Annotated in this window: 1 protein-coding gene; it reads left to right on the top strand. The window is 52.1% G+C overall.

Annotated elements, in window-relative coordinates; genetic code table 11:
- The coding region (locus tag HC176_RS18850) for a DNA polymerase ligase N-terminal domain-containing protein (RefSeq protein WP_280818730.1) at positions 1-305 on the top strand (305 nt) is incomplete at both ends.

Raw genomic sequence — 305 nt, 5'->3', positions numbered from 1 at the left:
AACGAAATTTTTCTGATACTCCCGAACCCGAAGCGGCTTACGAAAAGAATAAAGGCCGGTTGCGGTTCGTGATACAACGCCATAGGGCCAGCAGGTTGCACTACGACCTGCGCCTGGAAATGGAAGGGGTGCTAAAAAGCTGGGCAGTTCCCAAAGGGCCTTCCATGAATCCTGCGGACAAGCGCCTGGCCATCATGACAGAGGATCATCCCATAAAGTATCTTACCTTTCACGGTACCATTCCAAAAGGGAATTACGGGGCAGGGGAGATGAGCATCTGGGATGAAGGCACTTACGAGGCTTCG

Source organism: Tamlana crocina (assembly GCF_012037625.1).
Note: the sequence above shows the minus strand (reverse complement) of the source record. Positions and strands in the feature narration are given on the sequence as shown.